Genomic DNA, 24,383 nt, shown 5'->3' on the forward strand with positions numbered 1-24,383 from the left:
ACATTGATGCATTCTCAACGCGACCCCCTGCACATTGAGAAAAATTGCATCGTCGTGTTCACGTCTTTCAATTTGCGCGCAGGCATCTCTCCGCAATGATGAGGCCATACGCAACTCACGAAGGCGCCATCCATGAACACGCTACTGAGCCTCAAGGGCATCAAGAAATCGTTCCAGTCGAAGGGCCGGTCCGTCGATGTACTCGGCGGCCTGACGTTCGACGTCAACGAACAGGACTTCGTCAGCATCATCGGCCCGAGCGGCTGCGGCAAGACCACGGTGTTCAACATCATCGCGGGACTCATCGATCCGGACACGGGCGAGATCAGCTATCGCGGCCAGCAGGTGACCGGGCTGCGCGGCAAGGTCGGCTACATGATGCAGCGCGACCTGCTGTTCCCCTGGCGCACGGTGCTCGAGAACGTGATGCTCGCGCCCGAACTGCAGAAGCTGCCGCTGCGCGAGGCGCGCGAGAACGCCATGGAGTACCTGAACACGTTCGGCCTCGCCGGTTTCGACAAGGCATACCCGAAGACGCTGTCGGGCGGCATGCGGCAGCGTGTGGCGCTGATCCGCACGCTGATCTCGGACCCCGACGTGCTGCTGCTCGACGAACCGTTCTCGGCGCTCGACTACCAGACGCGCCTGTATCTGGAGAGCGTGCTGCTGGACGCCGTGGACACGTTCAAGAAGACGGTCATCCTCGTCACGCACGACATCGACGAAGCGGTTGCGCTGTCGAAGCGCGTGGTCGTGCTGGCCGGCAAGCCGTCGCACGTCAAGCACGTCTACGACATCGACATCAACGAGAAGTCGCCGATCGGCGCGCGCAGCCACGCGAACTTCTCCGGCTACTTCCACCAGCTGTGCGCGGAACTGGATATCCAGACGCGCAAGCACTGATCACCCATCCATCGAGGACATCATCATGAGTCGCGTCATGACCAGCACGAGCCCGGGAGCCACGGCCGCCGCCGCCCCCGCTCCGCGCAAGAACACCAAGACCCGCAGCCGTTTCGACAACCCGTGGGGCCGCTCGCTGCTGCAACTGCTGATCGCGGCGCTCGTGCTGCGGGCGTGGCAGTTCGGCGTCGATGCCGGATGGATCTCCGCCTTCATGGTCGGATCGCCGGCCGAAATCTGGAAGTCCCTCGTGCGTGGCGCCGCCGACGGGCAACTGTGGACGGACAGCTACTACACGCTGTTCGAAGCGATCCTGGGCTTCGCCATCGGCACCGTGGCGGGGTCGGCTCTCGGCCTCGCGCTCTGGTACTCGCCGTTCGTCGCGCGCCTGACCGAGCCGTTCATCATCGCCATCAACAGCATCCCGAAGATCGCCTTCGGCCCGATCGTGATCCTGTGGTTCGGCACGGGGCTGATCTCCAAGGTCGCGCTGGCGGTCTCGCTCACGTCGATCGTCGCGCTGATCGCCGCGTATCAGGCGGCCAAGAACGCCGATCTCGATTTCCAGACGCTGCTCGTCACGCTGGGTGCCGACAAGAAGGAGATCTTCTTCAAGGTCATCGTGCCCTCGTCGCTGCCCGCGATCATCGCCACCTTCCACATCAATATCGGCTTCGGTCTGGTCGGCGCCGTGGTGGGCGAGTTCATCTCGTCGGAACACGGGCTCGGCCACATGATCTTCACCGCCTCGGGGCTGTACGACCTCAATACCGTCTGGGCCGGCCTGTTCATGCTGATGGTGATCGGCTTCAGCCTCTATTTCGTCGTGGACTACGTCGAACGCAAGCTGCTGCCGTGGAAGGAAGACACGCATCAGGCCACGCTCAACGTCTAACGCAGCGTCTAACGCAGCGTTTGACATCAAATCATCGGGATCTCATCGTGAAACTATCGTTCAAGTCTATCGCGGTCGCCATCGGCTGCGCCACGGCGCTCGTCGCCGCCATGCCCGCCGCTGCCCAGGCGCCGGCGCCGAAGAAGGTGGTGGTATCGCAACTGTTCCAGTCGGTGATGTTCCTGCCGCTGTACGTCGCGCTCGACCAGGGGTTCTTCGACAAGCAGGGTCTCTCCGTCACCAAGCAGACCGCGGGCTCGCCCAATGCCGCGCTGTCGGCCGTGATCTCGGGCAGCGCGGACTTTTCGCTGCACGGCCCGGAGTGGACGGCCATCGCCGCGTCGAAAGGGGCGGACGTCCAGGTGGTCGCCGGCATCGTCAACCGCGCTGCGGTCTGGATTGCCGCCTCGCCGAAGCTCGACTACCGCGGCCCGAAGGACTTCGCGGGGCAGACGGTATCGACGGGGATGATGCCCATCGCCAGCACGTCGCTGTTCAACAAGCTGCTCAACGACAGCGAGATCGATCCCGCCGCCGCGAAGATCACGATCAAGCAGGTGCAGGCCGGTGCCGAACTCGGGCCGCTGCTGGCCGGCCAGGCCACTGTGGGTGTGTTCTACCAGCCCGCGCTGGAACAGGCCGTCGCCCGCGGCTTCAAGGTCGTGCACAGTTTTCCGAAGCAGTACGGACCGTATCTGCTCTCCGGCATCACCGCGCGCAAGACCGTGGATCCCGATACCGCCGAGCGCTTCGTCGCGGCGCTGGAACTCGCCATGCGCTTCATGTCGAGCCATCCGGCCGAGTCCGTCGCCATCGCCAGGAAGGAATTTCCGTCGGTAGAGCCGCAGGTCGTCGAGGCCGCGGTCAAGCGCATGCTCGACGAACAGGTCTACGCGACCACGGTCGCGATCTCTCCCGATGCACTGCGCGTCGCCATGGCCACACAGATCGCGCTGGGCAACCTCAAGAGCCAGCCCGTCTACGACACGTTGATCGCGCGGTCGGTGATCGACCGTGCCATTACCCGCGCCGGCGCCCGCTGACGCTCCCGCTTCAACCACAACACCGAGAAGACAACTCCTATGAAGACCTATCCGAAGTTCAAGGCCGCCGCGTGCCATATCTCGTCCGTTTTCTTCGATCAGGACGCCTGCACCGACAAGGCCTGCGACTGGATCGCCGAGGCGGCCCGCAATGGCGCCGAACTGATCGTGTTCCCCGAGGCATTCATCTCCGCGTTCCCCGTCTGGGCGGGCGTCTGGGCGCCCGTGGACACGCACGAGTTCTTCGCGAAGTTCGCGGCCTCGTCCATCACGATCGACGGCCCCGAGATGGCGCGCATCCGCCGCACCGCGCGCGAACACGGGGTGTTCGTGTCCATCGGCATCAATGAGGCCACGACGAACAGCGTGGGCTGCGTCTGGGACACCAACGTGCTGATCGGCGACGACGGCAGCATCCTCAACCGCCATCGCAAGCTCATGCCCACGCATTTCGAGAAGCTCGTGTGGACGATGGGCGACGGCAGCGGCCTGCGTGTGGTGGACACCCGCCTGGGCCGGCTGGGCGCGCTGATCTGCGGCGAGAACACCAATGCGCTGGCGCGCTTCGCGCTGATGTCGCAGGGGGAGAACGTGCATATCTCGAGCTTCTCGCCGCGCTTTCCGACGCATCCGGCGGGCCAGCCCGCGTATGACCTCGAAGCCTCGATCCGGCTGCGCGCCGGTGCCCATGCGTTCGAGGGCAAGCTGTTCAATATCGTCTCGTCGAGCTACCTGCAGCCCGACGTCATCGACATGCTGTCGCGCGGCAACGCGGCCGTGCATCGCAATATCGACGAGGCCTCGCGCAGCGTGTCGATGATCCTCGGTCCGGACGGCGCGCCCATCAGCGAGGTGATCCGCGACGAGGAAGGTATCGCCTATGCGGACATCGACGTCGCGAAGTGCGTGGTGCCGAAGCAGTTCCAGGACGTGGTCGGGTACTACAACCGCTTCGACGTCTTCTCGTTCGGCGTGAACCGCAACGCCCACAGCCCCGCCACGTTCAACAACGGCCCGGTGGAACCCGAGTACGGCGAGCCGCAGTGGAAGGGCGTGCCCGAACTCGAGATCGCCGGCTGAGCGCGATACCGCTCACGCCCCGACGGCCCGGCCTTGCAATGGCCGGGTCATTCTGCCCGCACCTCACCCCACGCCAACGCGTACCCATCCCATGCCGACCCCATCGATATCCCTGCCCATCGCCCGCCCACGGCGATTTTCCCTGCGCGGTCTCCTGCAATGCGCCGCGGCGCTGCTGATCGTCACGACGGCGCCCGCCGCGCTGGCGGACAGCAAGAAGGTCGTGCTCTCGCAGCTGTTCCAGTCGATCCAGCTGCTGCCCGTCTACGTGGCCATCGACGGCGGCTTCTTCGACAAGGAAGGCCTCGCCGTCACCAAGCAGACCGCCGGATCGGCCAATGCGGCGCTCTCCGCGCTGCTTTCCGGGACCGCCGATTTCTCGCTGCACGGGCCCGAGTGGAGCGCCATCGCGGCGGAGAAGGGCGCATCGGTGCAGGTCATCGCGAGCGTGGTCAGCCGCCCGTCGTTCTGGATCGCGGCCGCGCCCGATGCAAAGTTCGACACGGTGGGCGACCTCAGGGGGCAGACCGTGGCCACCGGGATGATGCCGACCACGAGCACGTCGATGTTCATGAAGCTGCTCAAGCAGAATGGACTCAAGGCCGGTGGCGACGTCAAGGTGACGCAGGTGCAGATCGGCTCCGAGCCGGGGCCGCTGCTGGCCGGGCAGACGAAATTCGCGGTGCTGTACCAGCCGGGGCTCGACCAGGCCGTGGCGCAGGGCATGAAGGTCGTCTACAGTTTTTCGAGCATGGCCGATGCGTACACCGTGGCGGCGATCAGCACGCGCCGCGACGTCGATCCCGATACCGCGGCACGATTCGTCAAGGGGCTCCAGGCCGCGCTCGTCTATATGCAGCGCGATGTGCCCGGTACCGTGGCCATCGCGCGGCGCCAGTTCGCGACGCTGGACGCGGCCGTGGTGGAGGCCGCAGTCAGGCGCATGGTCAGCGAGCGCATCTATTCCACCTCGGTCGATATCTCGCCGGAGGCCTTCAGGAACTCGATGGCGACGCAGGTCGAGCTCGGCAACCTCAAGAGCATGCCTGCATACGACACCATCGTTTCGCGCCGCTATATCCGCGCGGCGCTCGGAGACAAACCATGACCGAAAGACACAGCGTGCCGACGCTCGGCATCTCGCAGGTACGCCGGGCCATCGTGCCGTTCGAGCAGCCGCTGCGCACCGCGAGCGGCATGATGCAGGCCGCGCCGCTGGTGATCCTCGATATCCCCACCAGTGCCGGCGTCACGGGCCATGCCTATCTGTTCTGCTATACGCCGACGGTACTGGAAGCCGCGGCGCGACTGACGCACGACGTCACCAAGGCGCTGGCCGGGCAGCCGCTGGCACCGTACCAGGCGATGCAGAAGCTGCGCGGCCAGTTCAAGCTGTTGGGCACGGCGGGGCTGCTGGACATGGTGCTGTCGGCCATCGACATGGCGCTCTGGGACGCCTGGAGCCAGTTTCTCGGCCAGCCGCTTGCGGCCTTGCTCGGTGCCGACCTGACGCAGCCGCGCGAGATACCGGTCTATGCGAGCTTCGGCATGGAGAATGCTGACACGACGCGCCGCAATATCGAGCAGGCGCTCGGCGATGGGCACCGCCATATCAAGATCAAGATCGGACATCCGACGCTCGGCGCCGACCTGACCGTCGTGGAGGCGGCGCTGGAGACCATGCAGGGCAGGGCGTCGCTGCTGATCGATTACAACCAGGGCCTGACCGTGGCCGAGGCGCTCGTCCGGTGCAAGGCGCTCGACGCCTATGGCCTGACGTGGATCGAGGAGCCGACGAACTTCGACGACTTCGCGGGCCACGCGGAGATCGCGCGCCATGTCACCACCCCGATCCAGGCTGGCGAGAACCTCTGGGGGCCGACGCAGGTCGCCGCGAGTCTCGCGGCCGGCGCGTCGGACCTCATGATGCCCGACCTCGGCAAGGTCGGTGGCGTGTCGGGCTGGCTGCAGGCCAGCGCGGTCTGCGCGGCGCGACGGGTGCCGGTGTCGAACCATTTCTACCAGGAGACCAGCGCGCATCTGATGCTCGTGACGCCGGGCGCCCATCTGCTCGAGTACTTCCGGATGGCGGACCCGATTCTCGAACATCCGCTGCAGGTGAGCGAGGGGCGCGCGCGGGTTGCCGATCTGCCGGGCAGCGGCGTGGCATGGAGGGAGGATCGCCTGAAGCCGTTTCTGTTCTGACCGCCACCCCGGCCGCCTTCTCGTCTCCACCCTCAGCCATCTTCCGCAGTTCGCTTTATGTCCGCTTCCCGTTCGTTGTTCCTCCCCGACCGCTTCACGCTGATGCTGGTCGGGGCGCTTGTGCTCGCCCGTCTGTTTCCCGCCAGCGGCACCGCCGGCATCGTCGTCCAGCACCTCACCACGGCCGGCGTGGCCGCGATGTTCTTCCTGCATGGCGCGCGCCTGTCGCGTGACGCCATCCTGTCCGGCATCGGCCACTGGCGTCTGCATGGCATGGTGCTCGGCAGCACCTTCCTGCTGTTTCCGCTGCTCGGGCTGGTGTTCCAGCCGCTGCTTGCCCGATGGGTAGGGCCCGCGCTCTACGTTGGCGTGCTCTACATGTGCCTGCTGCCGTCCACGGTGCAATCGTCGATCGCGATGGTGTCGATGGCGCGCGGCAATATCCCGGCAGCGGTTTGCAGCGCGTCGGCTTCGACACTGCTCGGTATCGTCGTCACGCCGCTGCTCGTCGGCCTGCTGATGGCGCGTCCGGACGCGACCACGGCTGCCAGCAGCGTCGATGCGATCGGCCGCATCACGCTGCAACTGTTCGTGCCGTTCGCGGCCGGTCATCTGCTGCGCCCGTGGATCGGCACGTTCGTCACCGGCAACGCGCGCCTGCTCAAGGTGGTCGATCAGGGTTCGGTGCTGCTCGTGGTGTACGCCGCGTTCAGCGCGGCCGTGGTGGAGGGGCTCTGGCGGCAGGTCAGCTGGAACGAGCTCGCGGGGCTGATGGTCATCGATGCCGTGCTGCTGGCCGTGGCGCTGTCGCTGACGGTATGGTCCGCGCGCCGGCTCGGCTTCAGCAAGGAGGACGAGATCACGATCATGTTCTGCGGCTCGAAGAAGAGCCTGGCCAGCGGCGCGCCGATGGCGAACATCCTGTTTGCCGGCAGCGCGGTGGGCGTGATCCTGCTGCCCGTGATGCTGTTCCACCAGATCCAGCTGATGGTCTGCGCGGTGCTGGCCCAGCGCTACGCGCGCCGGCTCTCGTAGCGGGCTTCCGCGCGTCAGGCGACCGAGGCGCGCCGGACCGGCTTTCTCGGGAGCCTGTAGCGGCTCGACGGGTCGTACAGGGCGTCCTCGAGCCATCGGATGAACGTCTCCACCTCGGGGCGCTGGTACGACTCGGGCGCGCACGTCGCATAGTAGGCGTAATAGGGCGCCGCCATGATGCTCGGGAACAGCACGGCCAGCGTCCCGTTCTCGAGGTGCTCTCCGACCATGCTCGGCCGCACCAGTGCGATGCCGGCCTGATGGGCCGCGGCGTCCGCGAACAGGCCGACGTCGGAGAACGAGAAGTGGCTTTCCGGCTCCGACCAGTCGAGCCGGGCCGCCTGGAACCATGGCCGCCAGGGATCGATCGAGCAGCGCAGCAGGTACTCGGGACGCAGGTCGGAAACCTTCTTGAACGGACCGTGCCGGCGCGCGAACTCGGGATGGCAAACCGCCACGACCTTCTCGTCGAGCACCTTCACGACATTGCGGCCCGGATAGTTGCCGTCGCCAAACCGAAAATCGATATCGGCGGGCTCGGCCTTTGCGCCGATCAGCGGCACCGACAGCTGGATATCGACCTCGATCGACGGGAACTGCTCGCGAATCTGCTCGAGGCGCGGAATCAGCATGCGCGCGGCAAAGGTGGGCGGGGAACTGAGCCGGAGTTTCTGCTTGGGCCTGGCGGCACGGCCGCGCGTGGAAAAGTAGCTGAGCGCATAGAGCGCGCCGCGGACCGTTTCCAGATACGACTGCCCGTCGGGCGTCAGCACGATATTGCCGTTGACCTTGGTGAACAGGGTCAGGTTGGTGAAGTCCTCGAGCTGGCGGATGCGATGGCTGACCGCGCTCGGCGTGATATTGAGTTCCTTCGCGACGAGCACGCCGCTTTCAAGCCGCGCGCGGGCCTCGAAGGCCAGCAGGCAGTGGATCGGGGGCAGGCGGGAGGAGATGGCGGACATGGCGGGCGGACATGGCGGGCGGACATGGCGGGCGGACATGGGGGGCGAACACTGAGATCCCATAAAAAAAACCCCGCAGTGCGGGGTTTTTTTCACCATCAGGCGAGCAGCAGCTTAGATCGCTTCGATCTTCGTTGCAGCCGGGCCCTTTTGGCCAACGCCAGCGACGTAGCGAACCTTCTGGCCTTCGGCGAGCGACTTGAAGCCGCTGCCCTGGATCTCGGAGAAGTGCGCGAACAGGTCGTTACCACCTGCGTCCGGGGTGATGAAGCCGAAGCCCTTTGCGTCGTTGAACCACTTAACGGTACCGGTTTCCATGTTGGATTCCTTAAAGAGAGAGTTCTCGGGCAGCAGAAACGCCACCGAGGCATGACGATCAAGGAAGCAACATTGAAAGCAACAACTTGAGATCCTGCGAGGGCTGTTTATACAGAGGGTTGCTGTGCACGTCAATGACTTTCTTTCAAGTCAAGCCAGGCGGCGGCGTACGGCGGCACGCAACGCGGGCAGCAATTCGGCCTCGAACCAAGGCTGCTGGCGCATCCAGAGCACCACGCGCCATGACGGATGCGGCAGCGGAAACACATTCGGTCCGAACCGGCGGAAGTCGGCAATGCGCTCGGTCATCGAGCATTTGGACTGCGGCAGATACCTTGCCTGCGCATAGGTCCCCACGAGCAGCGTCAGGCGATCCTGCGGCAGGCAGTCCAGCACGCGTGCGTGCCACAACGGCGCACATTCCCGCCGCGGGGGCAGGTCGCCGCTGCCGCCCTTGCCCGGATAGCAGAACCCCATGGGCATCAGCGCGATGCGCGAGGCGTCGTAGAACGTGTCCTTGCCGATGCCGAGCCAGTCGCGCAGGCGATCGCCGCTGGCGTCGTCGAACGGCACGCCGCTTGCATGCACGCGGGAGCCGGGCGCCTGGCCGACGATGAGGATGCGCGAGGTGGCGCTGAACTGGACGATCGGGCGTGGCCCGGCCTGCAGGTGCGCGGCGCAATGCGTGCAGGCGGCGATATCGCGCTGCAGGGCGTGCGTTGCCGGGGGCCTGTCGGGGAGCTTATGGGGGAGCTTATCGGGGAGCGGGAGGGTTTCTGGGTCTGGCACGGCGCCATTCTACGCATCCGCCGTTGCCGATTCGCACGCCCGCGTCAGGAGGGCGCAGGGCATACACGGTCCAAGTGCGTCATACGCCCTTATGATGCCGTTCGTCCCATCTTTCTCCCATGCCTGTCATGTCAACACCTCTCCTTCGCGCCACGCTGGTGGCTGCCGCCATGTGCCTCGCCGGCATGGCGCACGCGGAAGTCGTCAAGCCCATCAAAACCACCCGCACGGAAGTTCGCGGCGCGATCTTCAAGGGGCCGAACGCAAAGAAGGAGCCGGGCGAGAACGGCACGGCGGCCATCGATGCCGTCACGTCCACGTCGCGGGATGGCGCGTTCCAGACCGGCATGTACAAATCGGGCCCGATGCGCGAGGAAATCGCGGAGGCCCCGGGCTTTCCGTACGAGGAGTTCCTGTACTTTCTCTCCGGCAGCGTCAAGCTGACCTCGTCGGACGGCTCGTCGATGATCGTTCACGCGGGAGAATCGGTAACGATTCCCAAGGGCTGGAGCGGTGTCTTCGAGACCAAGGGCTACACGAAGATCTACGTCGTCTACGACCCTGCCGCGGTGAAGAAATAGACCAGGAAAGAGATAGGCCAGGAAAGAGATAGGCCAGGAAAAATATTCCTCTTATCGAGCGATCGATAGCATAAGTTTTCATGCGGGTCGCCATCGCTGGCAGATCTTGGAACGCCGTTCCAGACGCTGCGTCGTAGCATGGTCGTTCTACTTTGGAACTCCCTCTTGGAACGATCGGCAACAATGAGCACCGACACCCAGCGCTACTTCGATTACGCCGCGACCACCCCCGCGGACACCCGCGTCATGGACGCAATGTTCGGCTGCATGGGCGCTGCCGGTGTCTTCGGCAACCCGGCGTCGAGCTCCCACACGGCGGGGCTCAAGGCGAAGCACCTCGTCGAGCAGGCCCGTGCCCAGGTGGCGGCGCTCATTGGCGCGGCGGCTTCGGAGATCGTCTGGACGTCCGGCGCCACCGAGTCCAACAACCTGGCGCTCAAGGGGTTCTTCGATCGCGAACAGCACCGCCGTCATCTGGTGACCAGCAAGCTCGAGCACAAGGCGATTCTCGATACGGCGTCGCATCTCGAACGGCTTGGCGTCGCCGTGAGCTATCTTGCGCCGGACGCCTCGGGCGAGATCTCGCTGGCCGCCGTCGAAGCCGCGCTCACCGATACCACGGGGCTCGTGTCGCTGATGATGGTGAACAACGAAATTGGCACGCTGACCAACATTGCCGAGATTTCCCGCGTGGTGCACGCCGCCGGCGCCTTGCTGCACGTGGATGCCGCGCAGGCCGCGGGCAAGGTCGAGATCGACGTCAAGGCAATGGGCATCGATCTGTTGTCGATGTCGGCACACAAGTTCTATGGCCCGAAGGGTATCGGCGCGCTCTACGTGAGCCGCGAGGTGGCGCCGCGTGTCGCCTGCCAGATGCACGGCGGCGGTCACGAGCAGGGCCTGCGGTCCGGCACGTTGCCCACGCACCAGATCGTCGGCATGGGCACGGCTAGCGAACTCGCGCGCACGGAGATGGCGGCCGACAACCGGCGTATCGCGCAACTGAGCGCGCGCCTGCTCGATGGTGTACGGGCTTCGGGTGTCGTCACGCGAAACGCGGGCAACGCGCCGTGCATTCCGCATACGCTCAGCCTGACGGTGGCGTTGGCCGGCTTCTTCCCGTTCATGCTGGCCGGGGACCTCGCTGTGTCGTCCACGTCCGCCTGCAATTCGGCGGCGGGCACGCCGTCGCATGTGTTGACGGGTATCGGGCTGGCAGCCGACGCCGCGGAGCGCACGGTGCGGCTGAGTCTCGGCCGCTTTACGACGGAGGCCGACGTGGAGATTGCCATCCAGAGTTTCCAGCGGGCCATTGCACAATGCCGGCCTGTCGCGACCGAGCGTTTGGAGGCAGCGGAGCCTTTGGCCTGATAAGGTCATTCCGACAAGGCCATTCCGACGCAACCCACAAAAAAAAACCCGCCGGGGAGCGGCGGGGAGCAGGGGGTGATTCGGGGGGTGATTCAGGATGGGTCAGATCCTGAGTTCCAATGTAGTCCCCGCTAGCAGGCCGCGATGTCGGTGTCTGTCTGATAACGCACGCTCAATACTTTTGTCAGATTTAAGCAAAGCTGGAACTCTTGGTAAAAAATTCCAATAGCCCGGTCCAGCATGTCGTGCATCGGAATTTTCTGCCCCTAAGCGCCCCCACGTTCGAGGGGATGGCGGTTTCATGACATGTCATCGCGGGGTCATGAGTCCGTTCGCATAATCCAGGTAAATCGATTCGCTGCCTCGCATAGAACGAGGCGGATTGCCTTCGCCTGAAGGGTTTGACATTCGTATTGCCGGGGAGCTTTGCCATGACCATTCGTCAGCGCATCGTGCTGCTGATCGTCCTGATGTGTCTGGCGTTGACCGCCATAGGCGGTTACGCCGTCCTGCAGACACGTGCCAGTGCATCCGAAGTGAAACGCGTGACCGAGGGCGTCGTGCCCAGCGCGCTGGCGTCCGCCGACGTGGTATCGCTGGTCAAGGACGTGCAGCTGGCCACCATGGCGCTCGTCTACGCGCCCGACGCCAACCTGTTGGCCCAGGCGCAGGAAGACCTGAAGACCCGGCAGGCGGCGCTGCGCGAGGCGCTGGCCCGGCAGTCGGCCAATGCCGCGACCCATGCGCAGAAGGGGCTGATGACGCAGGCCGGCGAAAGCCTCGCCAATTATTTCGACGCCATTCGCGAAACCGCGGAGATGAAGGCCGCGGGCCGAGACGAGATCGCGCAGGCCTTCCTGTTCGCCAACGTCGCGCGGTATCGCGACGAGATGGAAAAGATCGTCGATACGCTGCGCGTGGAGAAGAATCGCGAGAAGGACGATGCGATTGCCTCGCTCAACGGCCAGCTGGACAGCGCCGCCGGCACCATCGGCCTGGTCAGCGCGGCGGCCGTGCTGCTGCTGTCGCTGGTCGGCTGGCTGCTCGACCGCCAGATCGCGCGGCCGCTCACGCGCATGCAGACCACGATGAGCGAGATTGCGGCGAGCCAGGATTTTACGCGCCGCATCGAAGTCGGTCGCATGGACGAGATTGGCCATTCGATCGCCGCGTTCAACCAGATGATCGAGCGGATCCAGGAGAGCGCGTCGCAGTTGCGCCAGAAGACCACCGATATCCAGGCGATCCTGCAGAACATGCAGCAGGGCATCCTGACCGTGGTCGATGGCGGCATCGTGCACCCCGAGTATTCGGCGTACCTCGAACAGATCTTCGACACGCGCGACATTGCCGGCCGCAACGTCATGGAACTGGTCTTCGCCGATGCCGGGCTCGGCGCCGACGCGCTGTCGCAGACCGAAGCCGCCATCGACGCGTGCCTCGGCCAGGACGGCATCAACTTCGTATTCAACGAGCACCTGCTGCCGACCGAGGTCGAGAAGCGCATGGCCGACGGGGAGGTCAAGGTGCTCGACCTGAGCTGGTCCGCCATTACCGACGATGCCGATACGATCGTCCGCCTGATGCTATGCGTGCGCGACGTGACGCAACTGCGCGAACTGGCCGCCGAGGCCAGCGAGCAGCGACGCAGCCTCGAGATGATCGGCGAGATTCTCGCGGTGGGCGAAGAGAAGTTCCATCGCTTTATGGAGACCGCGCACGGCTTCGTCCACGAGAACGAGCACATCATCCGCCAGTCAACGGAAGCCGACGACGCCGCCATTGCCGCACTGTTCCGCAATATGCATACGATCAAGGGCAATGCGCGCACCTACAAGCTCCTGCATCTGACGGACGTCGTGCACGAGGCCGAGCAGCGGCTGGAGCTGCTGCGCAGCCTAGAGCGCGAGGCCAATGCGTGGAACCCCGATGCGCTGCTCAGCGACGTGGCGCGCGTGCGCGACACACTGGCGCGCTATCGCGAGATCAACGAGGACAAGCTCGGCCGCAAGCGCGCACGCGGTGGCGCGTCCGAGCGGAACGTGGCGCCTCAGGACGATACCGCGGGCCATGTGCGCGAGAGCCTGCGCCTGCTGGAAGGCGTACGGACCGATAGCCTTGCCGAACTGGTGTCGATGCGCGCGGCCGTGCACCGCATCCTGCGCGTGCTCGACGCCTCGAGCCTCGGCGAGGTACTGGCGCCGGTGGTGGAAGCCTTGCCGTCGCTGGCCGCCGAGCTCGGCAAGGCGGCGCCGGAGGTCATCATCCAGGACAACGGTTACCGGCTGCGCGCGGAAGTCGCGGGGATGCTCGAGAACGTATTCACGCATCTGCTGCGCAACGCGATCGACCATGGCATCGAGCCCGTGCAGGCGCGCATGGCGGCCGGCAAGCCCGTGGCGGGCCGGATTCGCATCGACGCGGGCGTCGATGGCCAGACGCTCCAGATCACCGTGGCCGACGACGGCCGCGGCCTCGCGCTGGCCCGGATCCGCGCGACCGCCGCCGAACGGGGCTGGGTCGCGGACGACGCGGTGCTGAGCGACGAAGCCATCGCGCAGTTCATCTTCCATCCCGGATTCTCCACGGCCGAGTCGATCACGACGATCTCCGGACGCGGCGTGGGCATGGATGCGGTGCGCGAATTCCTGAGCCGCTCGGGCGGCACCATCGAACTGCGCTTTACCGATAACCATGCGGGCGCGTCGTTCCGGCAGTTCCAGACCGTGGTGAGCCTGCCGGGGAAGTTTGCCGTGGATAGCGTGGCCGCGCTGGCGGAGGCGCCTGCGTCGATGACACTGCAGGCGCCCTGATTCACGGTGACGGAAGGAGTACGCGGTATGGTCGAGTTTGGAATGGGCGCGCTGACCGGGGCGGCAGCCATCGCGGCGGTAGCGGGCATGGCGTGGCGCGCTCGCGCGCGGACCGCGGCAACGCACGCGAGGATCGAGCGGGACGGCGCGGTGACACTGCTGGAGCAGGCCAACGCCACGCTGCGGGGCGAGCTCGATGTCTGCGAGCAGGGCCTGCAGACGCTGCATGCGGAACTGGAGCGCGTGGAAGCGGCGGCCGCGGAACAGGCGGCGCTGCTGGCGCAACGCGATGCCGAGCTGGCGGAAAGCCGGCGGCAGCAGGCCGACGCACAGGAACAGGCGCAGCGCATTGCCGGGGAAATCCAGCGGCTGCGCGGGCTCGCGCATACGTTCGAGCGGTGGCACGAGCAGATGATCTCGCTGATGGCCCGCAACCAGTCGATGCACGAGCAGAACATGGAACTGTCGTCGATCGTCCGGCACGTGGTCATCGTTTCGCTCAACGCGTCCATCGAAGCCGCCCGCGCCGGCGCGGCGGGCCGTGGCTTCGGCGTGGTGGCCGGCGAGGTGCGCGCGCTGGCGGCCCGCTCCGAGGCGCTGTCGAAGAGCTATGGCGACAGCCTGCATCAGAGCGATCTGACGACGACGGCGACGTTCCAGGATATCCAGGCCGGCGGCAAGATGGTCACGGCCTCGCTGGCCAGCGTTGCGATGCTGGCCGAGCGGCTCGAGGAGGCTTGCCAGTGCAAGGCGGCATGATCGGGATGCAGGCACGGCAAAGCCTCGAACGCGTGCTCGAGCGCGCGGTGCGCTCGCGGCTCGTATTGCAGCCCGGCGATACCTGCACGATCGACCGCGTGACGATACCCGCCGCCGACAGCGATGGGCGCGTCGAGGGGCGCATCGATGGCAATGTCGATGGCGGCGACCCGGTCGTGGTGCTCACGATCTCCGCCATGGGCTTCCGCTACATGCTGTTCCTGCGCTTCCGCAACGATGCGGCCACTGTGGCCTACTACGCGCGGGACAACGCGGGCGAACTGCGGGACACGCTGCTGGAGCTCGGCAACCTGTGCTGCGGCGCGATCAACCAGGAACTGGTCCGGCATTTCCCCGACCTCGGGATGTCCACGCCCTATGCACTGGGTGGCCATAGCCTGCGCCATATCGATAGCCTGAAGCCCGACTACCGCGCGGACGTGTGCGTCGCCATCGCGGACGGCGTGGTCATCGATGCGACGACATGCCTGTTCACGCGCGTGCCCATCGATTTCCATATCGATGCGGGCGCCGAGGAAGCGACGAGCAACGCGACGAGCGACGGCGAACTCGAACTGTTCTGATTTTTAGCAGGAGAAAACCTTGGCAAAGATTCTGGTAGTGGACGATTCGAGCGCGGTGCGCGACGAAGTGGCGGGCTTTCTGCGCGGCAGCGGCCTCGACGTGCAGATTGCCGTGGACGGCAAGGATGGCCTGTCGCGGCTCAAGGCGGACCCCGGCATCCGCCTGATCATCAGCGACGTCAACATGCCCAATATGGACGGCCTGACGATGGTCGAGAAGATCCGCGGCGAGCTCGGCAACAAGAGCGTGAACGTGGTGATGCTGACCACGGAAAGCAGCCCCGCGATGAAGGATCGGGGCAAGGCGGCCGGCGTGAAGGGCTGGATCGTCAAGCCCTTCAAGGGCGCCGCCGTGCTGGAAGGGCTGAAGAAGCTGGCCGTGTAAGTCGGCGAGGTTACTGGCGCCGGTACTGCGCCAGCGCCGCGGCCAGCGCGGCAATCTCGTCGTCGCTCGTGTAGTAATGCGGCGTCAGCCGCAACAGCGCGCGCGCATCGGGCGATCGAAAGGCCCACGGCGTGTGCTGGAGCCCAACGGCCGCCGTGTGGATCTCCTGCGCGCGCAGCGCATCGCTCAGTGCCTCGGCGCCCGGCAGGTGCGCGGGCAATGCATAGGTGATCAGCGCGCTGTTATCGGCATCGGCCGCCTCGCGCGGCAGCCAGCCGCAGGCGGCTTCAATGGCCGTCACGATACGGCCACGCACCTGAGCGATGGTTCCCGCGATGCGATCGAGCCCGACTGCCTGCGCGTAATTGCTGGCCGCCCGAAACGCGAGCTTGAGCCCCGGATGCATTTCGCTCGGTTCGAAGCGGATCGCGCCTTCCCGCACATGCATGTCGTCCGCGGACCAGTACGCACCCCGGACATCGAGCCCATCGGGCAGATCGAGCAGCCGCAGCGCGCGCTCGGAATAATGCGCGGCCGCCAAGCCGCGCGGACCGCGCAGCCATTTGCGGGGCGGAAACAGCAGTACGTCGGCGCCGCTGGCGCGTACGTCGAAGGGACGCTGGCCGATCAGGTGACTGGCATCGAGCAAGAACAGCCCATCGCGCGCATGCACGAGTTCGCCGATGCCATCGAGCGGCAACACGGTGCCGAACGTCGCCGACACGGCAGGCAGCGAGACCACGGGCATCGCGCCGGGCGCCATATCGCGCAGTGCCTGCCGCACCTGTTCCAGCAACGGCGTATCGGCATCGGCCGGCAGCACGGTCAGCGCGATTCGCCCCTTGCGCAGGGCCACGTGCAGATACGCGGCATTGGCTGCGTACTCGGACGCGGCACTGATCACGTGCACCGGACGGGAGGACTGCAACGCGCCGCTGAGCGCCGTCGCCCATGCCGCGCTGGCCGAAGGCGCAAGCGCAATGGAGTGGGCCGGAACGCCGAGCAGGCGCCCGATGCTCGCATGCACGTCCCCGAGGGGTTCCGCATGCTCGGCCAGCGCGCGATGCGGCCCCACGGCACGCTCGCGCCCGATCCAGCCCGACAATGCGTCGAGCACCGCAGCCGGCGCCAGACTCGCCGAACCGTTATTGAAATGCGCCGTGGCGCCGTGCGCCGGCGTCTCGCGCCGAATGCGTGCCAGCGCCTCGTGATCGAGCGCGCGCCATGTCGGATGTCCCGGTATTTCCATGCATTCCCCTGCGGAAACCGGCGCGTTCGCGCCGTGCATCGCGCATGGTACATGAGCCGAAGAGGTGGTGTAGAGAACGTGGTGCAGAGGACGTGGTGTAGAGAACGTGGTGCAGAGCGGTTACGCGAAGATTCCCCTTCGGGTTTAACGAGCGCTGCCGATATACGGGCAGCGCTGGCACGACTGGCGTCCACAGGTCCGTCAGAGACCTCGCAGTGCACTCGTCAAACAAGCTAGAGAACGGGGAGTTCTTCATGATGTTCAGCAAATCCTGGACCGTCCGGGGCAAGCTGCGCGCGAGTTACGGCGCGCTGGTGGCCATTGTCCTGATCGTGTCGGCACTGTCGATCTATGCGCTCGGCGACGCCAATCGCCGCTTTGCCGGATTTATCGACGGCATCAACGGCCGGGCGCTGCTTGCGCACGACATCCGCACGGCCGTCGATCGACGTGCCATCGCGGCGCGCAATCTCGTGCTGGTCACTACCGACGCGGACCGCAAGCTCGAGTACGCCGAAGTCCAGCGCGCCCACGAGGAAGTCACGCACAAGCTGGAAACGCTGCAGTCGCGCATTGCGAGCGCGCCGGACGCGAGCGACACCGCGCGCAGGCTGGTGGCGGATATCGCGCGCGTGGAGTCGCGCTATGGGCCCGTCGCGCTCGATATCGTGCGTCTGGCGATGTCCGGCGAGCGCGATCAGGCCGTCACCAAGATCAACGTCGAATGCCGGCCGCTGCTGGCCGCGCTGGTACAGGCAACGGACGCCTACCAGCAATACACGGCTGGCCGCGCCGAACAGAGCGTGAGCGACGCCGAAGCGCGCGCCGTGACCCTGCGCAACACGGTGCTGGGCATCAGCCTCCTCGCGCTGGCGGCGGCCATCGGATTCGGGCTGCTGATCACGCGCGGGCTGCTGCGCGCGCTCGGTGCCGAACCGTCGGTCCTGAGCGCGGCGACGCAACGCGTGGCGTCGGGCGACCTGAGCCCGATCGACGGTGCGGACGCCGCCTACGCAGGCAGCGTGCTGGCGTCCATGGGCGTGATGCAGAACGGGCTGGTGCACCTCATCGGCAAGGTCCGCCATGCGTCCGACGCGATTGCTTCCGGTTCGGCCGAGATCGCCTCCGGCACCGACGACCTGTCGTCGCGCACCACGCAGCAGGCCGCATCGCTCGAAGAAACCGCGGCGAGCATGGAAGAGCTGACCACCACGGTGCGCCAGACGGCCGAGCACGCGACGCGCGCCAACGATCTGGCGTCCGATGCCTCCGATGTGGCGCGGCGCGGCGGCGGCCACGTCGGTAACGTGGTGCGCACGATGCACGATATCAACGAGAGCTCGGCGCGCATCGAGGACATCGTCGGGATCATCGAGGGCATTGCGTTCCAGACCAATATCCTCGCGCTCAATGCGGCCGTGGAAGCCGCGCGTGCCGGGGAGCAGGGACGTGGCTTCGCGGTGGTGGCGGGCGAGGTCCGGACGCTGGCGCAGCGTTCCTCGACGGCGGCCAAGGAGATCAAGACGCTGATCCATGCGTCGCTGGACAAGATCCGCAATGGGTCGGGCGTAGCGGAAGAAGCGGGCAAGACCATGTCCGAGGTCATGCACGCGGTGGAGCGCGTGACGCAGATCATCGCCGAGATCACGAGCGCGGCCGGCGAGCAGAGCCGTGGCATCGGCCAGATCAATCAGGCGATCGTGCAGATGGACGAGGTGACGCAGCGCAACGCCGCGCTCGTGGAGCAGGCGGCTGCCGCTTCGCGCTCGCTCGAAGACCAGGGGCGCGAACTCGATCGCGCGGTGGCGTACTTCCGGGCGGCGTGATCGGGCAAGGCACGGTCCTTGCGCGCCCCGGTGTATCGATCATCCACCGGAGCGCGGCATGACCAAGGTATCGAAGGGCGTCTCGAAGGGCGTCTCGAAGGGGGACAAGGTCCGTTGGCAGACCTCGCAAGGCCCCACCGAAGGCACGGTCACCCGCAAGGTGACCGCTACCGCCAAGGCCGGCGGCCATACGGCCAAGGCCACGCCGGCCGACCCGCAATATGAGGTAAAGAGCGCACGCAGCGGGAAAAAAGCGATTCACAAGGCGGATGCGCTGAAGAAGATCGGCTAAGTCCGGTGCACGCACCTTGCATGTCGGAGGCAGATGCGTAGAATACTGTATATCCATACAGTATCGGCGCCCGCCCCCATGGAACTGCTCACCAAACTCGAGATTCTGGCGGATGCCGCCAAGTACGACGCCTCCTGCGCCAGCAGTGGCGCGCCCAGGCGCGACTCGCGCGGGCGCGAGGGGCTGGGTGCCAGCACGGGCGCCGGCATCTGCCACAGCTTTACGCCGGATGGCCGCTGCGTCTCGCTGCTCAAGATCCTGCTGACCAATTTCTGCCAGTACGATTGCCAATATTGCGTGAACCGGCGGTCCAGCAATGTGCCCCGGGCGCGGTTTCTGCCGAGCGAGGTCGTGGACCTGACGCTCGATTTTTACCGCCGCAACTATATCGACGGGCTGTTCCTGAGCTCGGGCATCATCCGCAGCGCCGACTACACGATGGAGCAGCTGGTCGAGGTGGCGCGATCGCTGCGCGAGGACCATCGGTTCCGCGGCTATATCCACCTGAAGACGATTCCGGATGCCGATCCGAAACTGATCGACGCGGCCGGACGTCATGCGGACCGGCTCAGCGTCAACATCGAATTGCCGACCGACGGCGGCCTGCAGCGGCTGGCGCCCGAGAAGAGCGTGCATACGATCAAGCGCGCGATGGGGACCATCCGGCTGGCGCAGGAAGAGGCCGAGCACGAAAAGCGGGCGCCGCATCATGCGCCAGCCAAGGCGCCGGCCGGACAGAGCACGCAGATGATCGTCGGCGCCGATGACGCCGATGACCGCACGATTCTCCAGACCGCGCAGACGCTCTATGGCGCGTACAAGCTCAAGCGCGTCTATTACTCGGCGTTCAGCCCGATCCCCGACAGTCCCGGCGGGTTGCCGGCCAAGGCGCCCCCGCTGTTGCGCGAGCATCGGCTCTATCAGGCGGACTTTCTGTTGCGCGGCTACGGGTTTGGCGCGGAGGAGCTGTTCCAGAACGATGGCGACCTGCCGCTCGATATCGATCCCAAGCTGGCCTGGGCGCTGGCACACCGCGAGTCGTTTCCCGTCGATCTGAATCGCGCGCCGCAGCGGATGATTGCGCGTGTGCCGGGCATCGGCATGCGCAATGCCAAACGGATCGCCGAGTTGCGGCGGTTGCGCGCGGTGCGGTACCAGGACCTCGTGCGGCTGCGGTGTGCGATGGATACGGTCAAGCCGTTCGTCGTCGTGCAGGACTATCGGCCCGCGCTCGCGGATCCGACGTCCGAGCAACTGCGGCGCGCCTTGTCACCGCTGCAGCCGATGCAGCAGCAACTCGCCTTGTTATGAGCATGGCCGCGCGCACGCTTACCGTCGAGTGCGCGGTCGGCGGCGGTTATGCCGCGTGGCGCGAGCAGGCATTGCGCGCGCTGGCCGCGCAGTGGGCGCCGGAAACGGTGACATGGCTCGAACGCGGCCCGGGGCGGGCGACGGCGATGGAGCAACTGGCGCTGGACGCCGCACCCGTCCCGGATGCATTCCCCGAGGCCGCTGCATCGGCGTCACCTGCACCGCCGTCACCTCCCCAGGTCCGCATTTCCAAAGCGCTTTCCCAGTTGCTGCGCGACGCCGCGCGATTCCGCTCGCCCGAACGCTGGGCATTCCTCTACCGCGTGCTCTGGCGCTGGCAGCAGGGCGACCGCGCCGTCGCCTCCGCCGCCGACGAGGACGGCGCGCGCCTGCATGCCATGGCGAAATCGGTTCGCCGCGCGATGCACGACATGATCGCCTACGTCCGCTTTCGCGAATGCGGCGGGCCGCCGCCCGGCCCCGAGGCCGACGCCATCGCCGCCGGCGAAGTGGCCGGCGATCTGCCGCAGTTCGTCGCATGGTACGAACCGGACCACGACGTTCTCGAAGAAGCGGCCGAGCATTTTGCCAAACGCATGGGCACGGCATCGTGGTGGATCGGCACGCCGCAGGGCGCGGCGCTCTGGAACGGCCAGACGATGCAGTTGTCGGCGGCACCGGACGACGCCGATGCGTCCGGCGCGGCGGCATTGCACAACGCCGCCGCCGGCGACCGCGCCGAACCACTATGGCTCGCGTACTACCGCAGCACGTTCAATCCGGCGCGCATCAACGAGGGCGCGCTGCACCAGCACATGCCGGTGCGCTTCTGGAAAGGCCTGCCCGAAGGCGCGCTGATTCCCGGCATGGTCGCCGAAGCGCGCAATGGCGCGCGCCGCGTGGCGCAGGCAGGCACCGTGGGCGCGATGCGCGGCAAGCAGGTGGCCGTGGAGGCCGAACAGGCGTTACCCCAGCGCGCGGCCCCGACGTCGCTCGACCAATGCCGCCGCTGCGAACTCTGGCAGCACGCGACGCAGGCGGTCGCGGGCCACGGGCCGGACGCCGCGCGCATCATGCTCGTGGGCGAGCAGCCCGGCGATCAGGAAGATCTGGCCGGACGGCCGTTCGTGGGTCCCGCCGGCAAGGTGCTGAACGATGCGATGCGCCGCGCCGGCGTGGCACCGGACACGGTCTTCATGACCAATGCGGTCAAACATTTCAAATGGATCGCAAGCGGCAAGCGGCGCCTGCACAAGACCCCCGCGCAACGCGAGGTGGAGGCCTGCGCGCACTGGCTGGAACAGGAGCGCGCGACGGTGCGGCCCATGGTCATTGTCACGCTCGGTGCCACGGCCCTGCGCGCGATCCTCGGGCACAAGGCCGAGTTGCGCGATTATCTGGACACCCCCGTTCGTACCGACGACGGTACGTGGCTCGTCGCAACATGGCATCCGTCGTACGCGTTGCGCGCGCGCGAACCGGGCGCGCCGCAGAAGATCGCGGCTGCCATCGAAGCGGCCATGGCCTGCGCGAGACGGCTCGCCGAGCGCTGAGAAGATTCATGCACACGCAAGCGTCGTCGGCGTTACATTTTCACAGCGTTTAACCACGCACTATCGTGCGGACTGCTAGTTTCCAGGGTGATCACCGATGAACGAGGAGTCCTGCCATGATCGAAGTTGTCCAGGCGTTCGACCGCAAGCCGATTGCCGATATCGAGAGCGACGACGCCGCGGCGCTGGAGCGCAAGCTCGTCACGGCCCGGCGGCTGTTCCGCGACCGGTCCACATGGATTCCCGTTCATGAGCGCATGGCCATCCTGCAACGGTTGGCCGCGCTCATGGAGGCCGAACGCGATGCGCTCGGCATGCAGATCGCGCGCGAGGGCGGCAAGCCGCTGACCGATGCGCTGATCGAGACCGATCGCGCGATCGATGGCGTGCGCAATGGCATCGACGTGCTGCGCACGAAGGCCGGGCGTGAGATTCCGATGGGCCTTACGCGCGCGAGCGACGCGCGGCGCGCGTTCACGATCGTCGAGCCGATCGGCGTCGTGGCGGCCATCTCGGCATTCAATCATCCGCTGAATCTCGTCGTGCACCAGATCGTGCCGGCCATCGTCGCGGGCTGTCCGGTCATCATCAAGCCCGCGGGGCCGACGCCGCTGTCCTGCCTGCGGTTCGCCGAACTCGTGCGGGAGGCGGGATTGCCCGATGGCTGGTGCCAGACCTTCGTGCCTGAATCGACCGACCTCGCCGAGAAGCTCGTCACCGATCCGCGCACGGCATTCCTGAGCTTTATCGGCTCCGCGCGCGTGGGCTGGCATCTGCGTTCGAAGCTCGCGCCGGGCGCGCGCTGCGCGCTCGAGCACGGTGGCGTGGCACCAGCCATCATCGACCGCTCCGCCGATCTCGACAAGATCGTCGAGCCGCTGGTCAAGGGCGGGTACTACCACGCGGGGCAGGTCTGTGTTTCCACGCAGCGCATCTACGTGCATGCCGATCTTGCCGACGCGTTCACCGAGCGCTTTGCCGCGCGCGTGGCGCAACTGAAGGTGGGCGATCCCACGCTGGCGGAAACGGAAGTGGGGCCGCTGATCTCGCCGAAGGAGGCCGCGCGCGTGCAGAGCTGGATCGACGAGGCCGTGACCGGCGGCGCGCGGCTGATCGGCGGCGGCCGTCTGAGCGACACCACGCTCAAGCCGTCGGTGCTGGTCGAACCGCCGCGCGATGCCAAGGTCTCCACGCTGGAAGTCTTCGGTCCGCTTACCTGCATCTATCGCTACACCGATATCGACGAGGCGATCGAATCGGCCAATTCGCTGCCGGTCGCATTCCAGGCGAGCGTGTTCACCGAGAACCTGCGCGTGGCGCTCGACGCGGCGGAGCGCCTCGATGCCTCGGCGGTCATGATCAACGACCACACCGCGTTCCGTACGGACTGGATGCCCTTTGCGGGCCGCCGCGAATCGGGTTACGGCATCGGCGGCATTCCGTGGACCGTCGATGAGATGACCGAAGAGAAGATGATCGTCTTCAAGTCATGACCCATTTTTTACCACCCTCGGAGAGGAATCGATGTTGAAGCATGTCGTGCGAACGCTGGCCGCGGTGGCCGTGAGCCTGGGAATGGTGGGAGTCGCGGGAGTCGTGACACCTGCCCGCGCGCAGAGTGCGCCCCCCGTGACGATGGGCCAGATCAACCTGACCTTCTACGTCGCCACCGGCGCGGTGGTGCAGGCCGTGCTCGAAGATCTGGGCCACAAGGTCACCGTGTCCGAAGGCAATCACCCGACCATCTACGACCGTCTTGGCAAGGGGGAGGTCGATATGCTCGTCGCCTCGTGGCTGCCGAATGCGCATGGCAAGCTGCAGGCGCCGCTCGCCAGCCAGCTTGTCGAGGCGACCACGCTCTACGAGGGCGCGAAGCTCTACTGGGCCGTGCCCGCGCATGTGCCCGAATCGGCGGTGCGTTCGGTGGATGACCTGCGCAAGCCCGACGTGGCCGCGCGCATGGACAAGGACATCATCGGCGTCGGGCCCGGGTCGGGTTTGATGGTGGGTTCCGGCGAGATCATGAAGCGCTACGGGCTCGAAGCGGCCGGCTACAAGCTCGGCATCGCGCCGGCGCCGGAATGGGCCAGGCGCCTCGCCGACGCGACCGCATCGGGCAAGTGGATGGTCATGCCGCTCTGGCAGCCGCAGTACCTGAACGCGGTATATCCGGTGCGCGTGCTCGAGGAACCGCAGGGCGTGTTCGGTACCGATCGGGCGGTGGTGGTGGTACGCAAGGCGATATGGGAGACATGGCCCGCGCGCACGCGCACGGTGCTGTCGCGCGTGCAGCTGGGCATTCCCGTCGTGACCGAGCTCGAACGGCAGATCGTCGTGGACAAGAAGCCGTCGGCGCAGGTCGCGCGCGACTGGATGCGCGCGAACCCCGACATCGTCAAGGCGTGGTTCGCGCAGTAATGCGGGGCTAG

The 24,383-nt window shown here is 66.3% G+C and carries 23 protein-coding genes; 19 read left to right on the forward strand and 4 right to left on the reverse strand.

What is annotated here, in order from left to right; all coding sequences use genetic code 11:
• Positions 1-132: 132 nt before the first annotated feature.
• The 7 genes from FOB72_RS19035 to FOB72_RS19065 all read left to right on the forward strand — a co-directional run bounded on the left by FOB72_RS19035 (position 133) and on the right by FOB72_RS19065 (position 7,161).
• Positions 133-903 carry an ABC transporter ATP-binding protein gene (locus FOB72_RS19035; RefSeq protein ID WP_150374309.1) on the forward strand — a complete coding sequence of 257 codons (771 nt, stop codon included), beginning with the start codon at positions 133-135 and terminating at the stop codon, positions 901-903.
• Positions 904-928: 25 nt separating this feature from the next.
• Positions 929-1,798: an ABC transporter permease gene (locus FOB72_RS19040; protein WP_223851693.1), complete on the forward strand. Its 870-nt coding sequence runs from the start codon at positions 929-931 to the stop codon at positions 1,796-1,798.
• 47 nt (positions 1,799-1,845) lie between these two features.
• The gene (locus tag FOB72_RS19045) at positions 1,846-2,841 is read left to right on the forward strand and encodes an ABC transporter substrate-binding protein (RefSeq protein WP_223851694.1); all 996 of its coding nucleotides are present in this window, start codon (positions 1,846-1,848) and stop codon (positions 2,839-2,841) included.
• A gap of 39 nt (positions 2,842-2,880) precedes the next feature.
• A complete protein-coding gene (locus FOB72_RS19050) occupies positions 2,881-3,921 on the forward strand; it encodes a carbon-nitrogen hydrolase family protein (protein ID WP_150374310.1) in 1,041 nt (346 codons plus the stop codon).
• A gap of 91 nt (positions 3,922-4,012) precedes the next feature.
• Positions 4,013-5,029, forward strand: coding sequence for an ABC transporter substrate-binding protein (locus FOB72_RS19055; protein WP_150374311.1), 1,017 nt, complete (start codon positions 4,013-4,015; stop codon positions 5,027-5,029).
• Positions 5,026-6,126 (forward strand): enolase C-terminal domain-like protein, encoded by a 1,101-nt coding sequence (locus FOB72_RS19060; RefSeq protein WP_150374312.1) that lies wholly within the window; start codon positions 5,026-5,028, stop codon positions 6,124-6,126. Before FOB72_RS19055 ends, FOB72_RS19060 begins: the two co-directional genes overlap by 4 nt.
• 57 nt (positions 6,127-6,183) lie before the next feature.
• Positions 6,184-7,161, forward strand: coding sequence for a bile acid:sodium symporter family protein (locus tag FOB72_RS19065; RefSeq protein WP_150374313.1), 978 nt, complete (start codon positions 6,184-6,186; stop codon positions 7,159-7,161).
• Between the two features lie 14 nt (positions 7,162-7,175).
• Here FOB72_RS19065 and FOB72_RS19070 read toward each other — a convergent pair whose 3' ends face one another.
• From FOB72_RS19070 to FOB72_RS19080, 3 genes are all read right to left on the reverse strand, one after another.
• Positions 7,176-8,123, reverse strand: coding sequence for a LysR substrate-binding domain-containing protein (locus FOB72_RS19070; protein ID WP_150374314.1), 948 nt, complete (start codon positions 8,121-8,123; stop codon positions 7,176-7,178).
• Positions 8,124-8,237: 114 nt separating this feature from the next.
• Positions 8,238-8,441 carry a cold-shock protein gene (locus FOB72_RS19075; RefSeq protein ID WP_109582846.1) on the reverse strand — a complete coding sequence of 68 codons (204 nt, stop codon included), beginning with the start codon at positions 8,439-8,441 and terminating at the stop codon, positions 8,238-8,240.
• 150 nt (positions 8,442-8,591) lie between these two features.
• Positions 8,592-9,152 (reverse strand): uracil-DNA glycosylase family protein, encoded by a 561-nt coding sequence (locus tag FOB72_RS19080; protein ID WP_223851834.1) that lies wholly within the window; start codon positions 9,150-9,152, stop codon positions 8,592-8,594.
• 206 nt (positions 9,153-9,358) lie between these two features.
• On the opposite strand from FOB72_RS19080, the gene FOB72_RS19085 reads away from it, so the two are divergent.
• The 6 genes from FOB72_RS19085 to FOB72_RS19110 all read left to right on the forward strand — a co-directional run bounded on the left by FOB72_RS19085 (position 9,359) and on the right by FOB72_RS19110 (position 15,723).
• Complete coding sequence (locus FOB72_RS19085) at positions 9,359-9,811, forward strand: cupin domain-containing protein (protein WP_150374316.1); 453 nt, start codon at positions 9,359-9,361, stop codon at positions 9,809-9,811.
• Between the two features lie 183 nt (positions 9,812-9,994).
• Positions 9,995-11,182 (forward strand): cysteine desulfurase family protein, encoded by a 1,188-nt coding sequence (locus FOB72_RS19090; protein WP_150374317.1) that lies wholly within the window; start codon positions 9,995-9,997, stop codon positions 11,180-11,182.
• A 431-nt stretch (positions 11,183-11,613) separates the two neighbouring features.
• Positions 11,614-13,995, forward strand: a complete 2,382-nt coding sequence (locus FOB72_RS19095; protein ID WP_150374318.1) for an ATP-binding protein — start codon at positions 11,614-11,616, stop codon at positions 13,993-13,995.
• A 27-nt stretch (positions 13,996-14,022) separates the two neighbouring features.
• Positions 14,023-14,754: a methyl-accepting chemotaxis protein gene (locus FOB72_RS19100; protein WP_150374319.1), complete on the forward strand. Its 732-nt coding sequence runs from the start codon at positions 14,023-14,025 to the stop codon at positions 14,752-14,754.
• On the forward strand, positions 14,739-15,338 hold the full coding sequence (locus FOB72_RS19105; RefSeq protein WP_223851835.1) for a hypothetical protein: 600 nt from the start codon (positions 14,739-14,741) through the stop codon (positions 15,336-15,338). Before FOB72_RS19100 ends, FOB72_RS19105 begins: the two co-directional genes overlap by 16 nt.
• 19 nt (positions 15,339-15,357) lie before the next feature.
• Entirely contained in the window at positions 15,358-15,723 is a 366-nt protein-coding gene (locus FOB72_RS19110; RefSeq protein ID WP_150374320.1) for a response regulator, read from the forward strand.
• A gap of 10 nt (positions 15,724-15,733) precedes the next feature.
• Here the strand turns inward: FOB72_RS19110 and FOB72_RS19115 are convergent, their stop codons facing one another.
• Positions 15,734-16,972 (reverse strand): aminotransferase class V-fold PLP-dependent enzyme, encoded by a 1,239-nt coding sequence (locus FOB72_RS19115; protein ID WP_191002339.1) that lies wholly within the window; start codon positions 16,970-16,972, stop codon positions 15,734-15,736.
• A 257-nt stretch (positions 16,973-17,229) separates the two neighbouring features.
• On the opposite strand from FOB72_RS19115, the gene FOB72_RS19120 reads away from it, so the two are divergent.
• The 6 genes from FOB72_RS19120 to FOB72_RS19145 all read left to right on the forward strand — a co-directional run bounded on the left by FOB72_RS19120 (position 17,230) and on the right by FOB72_RS19145 (position 24,372).
• Positions 17,230-18,798, forward strand: coding sequence for a methyl-accepting chemotaxis protein (locus tag FOB72_RS19120; protein WP_150377262.1), 1,569 nt, complete (start codon positions 17,230-17,232; stop codon positions 18,796-18,798).
• A gap of 58 nt (positions 18,799-18,856) precedes the next feature.
• On the forward strand, positions 18,857-19,090 hold the full coding sequence (locus FOB72_RS19125; protein WP_150374322.1) for a DUF2945 domain-containing protein: 234 nt from the start codon (positions 18,857-18,859) through the stop codon (positions 19,088-19,090).
• Between the two features lie 78 nt (positions 19,091-19,168).
• Positions 19,169-20,401: a putative DNA modification/repair radical SAM protein gene (locus FOB72_RS19130; protein ID WP_150374323.1), complete on the forward strand. Its 1,233-nt coding sequence runs from the start codon at positions 19,169-19,171 to the stop codon at positions 20,399-20,401.
• A gap of 2 nt (positions 20,402-20,403) precedes the next feature.
• The gene (locus FOB72_RS19135; RefSeq protein WP_150374324.1) at positions 20,404-21,954 is read left to right on the forward strand and encodes a UdgX family uracil-DNA binding protein; all 1,551 of its coding nucleotides are present in this window, start codon (positions 20,404-20,406) and stop codon (positions 21,952-21,954) included.
• Between the two features lie 116 nt (positions 21,955-22,070).
• Positions 22,071-23,447, forward strand: coding sequence for an aldehyde dehydrogenase family protein (locus FOB72_RS19140; RefSeq protein WP_150374325.1), 1,377 nt, complete (start codon positions 22,071-22,073; stop codon positions 23,445-23,447).
• Positions 23,448-23,478: 31 nt separating this feature from the next.
• Entirely contained in the window at positions 23,479-24,372 is an 894-nt protein-coding gene (locus FOB72_RS19145; protein WP_150374326.1) for a glycine betaine ABC transporter substrate-binding protein, read from the forward strand.
• Positions 24,373-24,383: the final 11 nt, after the last annotated feature.

It is taken from the genome of Cupriavidus pauculus, from assembly GCF_008693385.1.
Classification (GTDB): Bacteria; Pseudomonadota; Gammaproteobacteria; order Burkholderiales; family Burkholderiaceae; genus Cupriavidus; species Cupriavidus pauculus_D.